Genomic DNA, 3972 nt, shown 5'->3' on the forward strand with positions numbered 1-3972 from the left:
GTGATTGTGTCGCAGTGCAGGTCAAAATATCGCATGATCCATGCTCCTCTCACCAACCGAAAGCATTCGGATAATATTGCAGTTCCAGCTGTCCGTCCGGCAGCAAGGTAATTGCGGCCACATCAAAACGAGGCTGTAAAGCGCATTGGCTTTTCACAAGATACGCCTGAGCAGTCAAAAGTATCTTTTTCTGCTTCTGTGCTGTGACTGCCTCCAAAGGAGAGACCATGCTTCCCCTTCGGCGGACCTTTACCTCTGTAAAGACAATACACTCCCCATCTTCCGCAATAATGTCGATCTCACCATAGCGGGAATGATAATTCTGAGCAATAATCGAGAAGCCCTGCTCCCGCAGCCACTGTGCGGTATATTCCTCCCCGGTTCTTCCTGTGTTCTGGACCATAGGCCTCCTCTGCTCAGTATCTTTATTCAACACTGCTCTTCTCTTTATACTTTTTCCAAAAGCTTTGCCGGTGTACAGGCAAGACGCCATACTCGCGAATCGCGGCATAGTGTGCTTTGGTTCCATAACCCTTGTGCTTCGCAAAGCCATATTGGGGGTACTTCTGATCCCATTCACACAACAGGCGGTCCCGGCTGACCTTGGCCAGAATAGACGCCGCCGCAATACTGGGGCTTTTCCCGTCTCCCTTCACAATGGCTTTACCGGGGATGGCTAAAGCAGGCATCCGGTTCCCATCAACCAGCGCATAATCAGGAGGAAGCTCCATCGCCTCTACCGCCCGGCACATGGCCAGAAAGGTTGCCTGCAAAATATTCAGCTCATCAATCTCAGCCTCGCTGGCCCAGCCGATTCCATAAGACAATGCTTGAGAAAGGATAGGCTGAAACAATGCCTCGCGCTTTTTTTCACTGAGCTTTTTAGAGTCGTTCAAGCCTTCCAGCTGGCAGCCAACCGGCAAAATCACCGCAGCCGCGCAGACCGGCCCGGCCAATGGGCCTCTTCCTGCCTCGTCAATCCCACAAATGCTGTGAAATCCCTGGGCAAGAGCTTCTTCCTCATAAAAAAATTCCATCATACCCACTCCAAAGTGATAGGCCCCAGCTTGCCGCCCCGGAATTCATCCAGCACAGCGGCAGCGGCTCTCTCCGTATCGATCTCTCCGCCAGACACCAACATGCCCCGTTTCCGGCCAACCATTTCCAGCAGCTCATGGCCAGACAGAGGCTCATCCGGCAGCTCAAGCTTGTATCGTGTCGTGACCGCATGGGGATAACGTTGCATCAGCAGCTCCAGCAGCCGGCACGCCAAACCCTCTATATCAAGAATCTCATCTCGCACAGCGCCTGTAAAGGCCAGATGTTCCCCCACAATGGGGTCCTCAAATTTGGGCCATAGCACACCCGGCGTGTCTAAAAGCTCAAAGCCCTTTCCTACAGTAAACCATCGGTTCTGCCGGGTAACCCCCGGCTTATCCCGGACCTCTGCCTTTCCGGCCCTTCCGCCGGTGATCATTCGGTTGATGATAGAGGATTTTCCCACATTGGGAACCCCCAATACCATCACACGGATGGGACGGCCCGTCATACCCTTGCGCTCCCAGCCGGCGATCTGTTCCTTCAGCTCCTGACGGATCGCACTATATAGCCCAGGCAGACCCTTTCCCGTTTTACTCTCCACAGGAACCGCCGCCAGCCCCTGCTCCCGGAACCGGGCGGTCCAGCGGGCGGTCTGACCTGGGTCTGCCAAGTCGCTTTTGTTCAGTACCACTACCCGGGGCTTGTTGCGAATGATCTCCCTCAGTACCGGGTTCGCGCTGCTGCTGGGCACTCTGGCATCCAGCAGCTCAGCTACCACGTCCACCAGCTTCAGGTCCTCCGCAATCTTCCGCCGGGTCTTCGCCATATGTCCCGGAAACCACTGGACTGACATGATCTCTGACATTCTTCTTCCTCCTGTCTTCGGTGCCTCAGGCTGGCAGCCCCGCCTTGGAGAAGGGGAAAAGATTCAGCACCACCCGCCCCAAAATGTTTCTCCTGTCTACCATGCCGACGCTCAAATACCGGCTGTCCTGAGACGCGCCCCGGTTGTCGCCCAGCACAAACACGCAGCCCTCCGGCACCTGCTGAGGAAATTCCATAACCATTCCCGGCCGGTCAGGCACAAAGGTGATACCATTCTCAATGCCAAACTCCTCGCCCTTAACCGGCGTACCGTCTACAGTAAGCTCTCCTTGCACAGGGTCAAAATCCACCACCTGGCCCTCAGTTGCCACCACACGTTTGATAATCGTATCCTCCAGCGCATGGACAATGATGACCACGTCCCCCTTCTCCGCCTGGCCGGCAAGAGAAGTGACCAGCACCCGGTCGCCGTCATAATAGGTAGGCTCCATAGAGGAGCCGTCCACAGTAATCACCCGGGCAAGAAAGGTAAAGCAGATGGTCACGGCCACAAAAGCCACAATAATAGTCTCCATCCACTCCAACAGCCAGGACTGAAAAGAACGCTGTCCCCCTTCCGCCTGCTCGATCTCCACTCTCTCTTGATCCATTCCGGTCCCTCCCAGCATTTTAGTGTACAGCCTGTTCAAAATTATATGCGAATGAGCAGGCTCTGGCTTATTTCACGCAATATATAACAGAAAAAGGGACAAAATGTCCCTTCTCCCAGTGTTTTCGGTTTTACTTGATCTGCTCCTTGACCTTGGCGGCCTTGCCCACCCGGTTGCGCAGATAGTAGAGCTTGGCCCGGCGCACCCGGCCGTGGCGCACCACCCGGACAGCCTTTACATTCGGAGAGTGCAGGGGAAATACTCTTTCCACACCCACGCCATAAGAGACGCGGCGCACGGTAAAGGTCTCGCTGACGCCGCTGCCCTTGCGGGCGATGACAGTTCCCTCAAACTGCTGGATTCTCTCCCGCTCGCCCTCGCGGATGTTCACGTCCACCCGAACCGTGTCGCCAATGTTAAACTGGGGAGCCTCTGCCTTCAGAGAGTCCTGGGAGATAAGCTTGATCGCGTCCATTTGATATTCCTCCAAAATAAAATTTTCAGACATTCATGCCGGAACGCTCCAAAGAGCGCCGGCAGCGGACTGTCCGCTTCCTGCGCGGAAACCGCGCTTGAACCCCACGGGCAAGCCTCTGAAGAGAAAACCCGCGGACCTTCAAATGCTCCCCCATTATACCACAAGCTGTAGGGAAAGGCAAGAAAAAATTACCGCATATCGGAAAAATCTTTTGTAAGCAGCCTCTTCCGGGTGATCTCCCCATAGGGCTCCAGGCCGCGCAGAGTTTTCAAGGCCTCCAACAGCAAATTGGGGTTTACACTGCCGTTCAGCGAACAGGGCAGCTTGACGTCCAAAACCAGCCAGCCTGGTTCTGTCCTCCACTCCATATGGGAGAAATACGGCTTAATATCCACCGCCTTGTCCCCTTTTTTTCCATGCTTCATCACAGTAACCGTTTCACCGGCCAGCAGTTCCTGAAGCTCCGCTGCCAATGCCTCCGGATGCTCCGCTTCCAGCCGCAGCTCATACTCTCCATAGGCAGCTTCCTCAAATCCCAGCTCTGGCTGGGTCAGGCCCAAAACTGTGATATCCGCCGGGAGATACGCTGACAGCCTTTGAGCTGCGTCCTCCAAACCGGTCTCCTCTGTCAGGCGAATATCCACACATTCCCGCAATCCGCTGACTCCCAGAGACAGGGGCATGGCAAAGGTCATATAAATACGGGGGTTAAACCCCTGCGTGTACCATACCGGAAGACCGGAGAGCTTCAACGCCCTGGCCATACAGCGGGTGAGGTCAAGGTGGGAAATATACTTGACCGCGCCGGTTTTGCTAAACCATATCCTTACGTTCTGCAACACACAGCCCTCCTTTGAAGCAGGCGGCTCCACAGGCGGAGCACTTCTCCCGGCAGTTTGGTGTGGTCTGAGCCTGATAGGCCCGCCGGCATTCCTCCGCTAAAAACTCCTTGCGGATACCATAGTCCAGGTGGTCCCA

Annotated in this window: 6 protein-coding genes; all 6 read right to left on the reverse strand. The window is 55.1% G+C overall.

All coding sequences use genetic code 11. The annotated features are described in order from the left end of the window. Nucleotides 1-49: 49 nt before the first annotated feature. Complete coding sequence (locus tag ACTO5E_RS10445; protein WP_482303448.1) at nt 50-403, reverse strand: YraN family protein; 354 nt, start codon at nt 401-403, stop codon at nt 50-52. Between the two features lie 22 nt (nt 404-425). Next, on the reverse strand, nt 426-1040 hold the full coding sequence (gene rnhB / locus ACTO5E_RS10450; RefSeq protein ID WP_482303449.1) for a ribonuclease HII: 615 nt from the start codon (nt 1038-1040) through the stop codon (nt 426-428). Next, on the reverse strand, nt 1037-1906 hold the full coding sequence (ylqF, locus tag ACTO5E_RS10455; protein WP_482303450.1) for a ribosome biogenesis GTPase YlqF: 870 nt from the start codon (nt 1904-1906) through the stop codon (nt 1037-1039). Before ylqF ends, rnhB begins: the two co-directional genes overlap by 4 nt. A gap of 25 nt (nt 1907-1931) precedes the next feature. Beyond that, nucleotides 1932-2516, reverse strand: a complete 585-nt coding sequence (lepB, locus tag ACTO5E_RS10460) for a signal peptidase I (RefSeq protein ID WP_482303452.1) — start codon at nt 2514-2516, stop codon at nt 1932-1934. A gap of 130 nt (nt 2517-2646) precedes the next feature. Beyond that, on the reverse strand, nt 2647-2991 hold the full coding sequence (rplS, locus tag ACTO5E_RS10465; protein ID WP_482303453.1) for a 50S ribosomal protein L19: 345 nt from the start codon (nt 2989-2991) through the stop codon (nt 2647-2649). A gap of 191 nt (nt 2992-3182) precedes the next feature. Next, nucleotides 3183-3836, reverse strand: coding sequence for a TIGR03936 family radical SAM-associated protein (locus tag ACTO5E_RS10470; protein ID WP_482303454.1), 654 nt, complete (start codon nt 3834-3836; stop codon nt 3183-3185). Nucleotides 3837-3972: the final 136 nt, after the last annotated feature.

Source organism: Acutalibacter sp. (assembly GCF_056800975.1).

Excerpts from the sequence above, each read along its gene's own strand:
- ACTO5E_RS10445 (WP_482303448.1), bottom strand. The coding sequence starts at position 403 with ATGGTCCAGAACACAGGAAGAACCGGGGAGGAATATACCGCACAGTGG.
- rnhB (WP_482303449.1), bottom strand. The coding sequence starts at position 1,040 with ATGATGGAATTTTTTTATGAGGAAGAAGCTCTTGCCCAGGGATTTCAC.
- ylqF (WP_482303450.1), bottom strand. The coding sequence starts at position 1,906 with ATGTCAGAGATCATGTCAGTCCAGTGGTTTCCGGGACATATGGCGAAG.
- lepB (WP_482303452.1), bottom strand. The coding sequence starts at position 2,516 with ATGGATCAAGAGAGAGTGGAGATCGAGCAGGCGGAAGGGGGACAGCGT.
- rplS (WP_482303453.1), bottom strand. The coding sequence starts at position 2,991 with ATGGACGCGATCAAGCTTATCTCCCAGGACTCTCTGAAGGCAGAGGCT.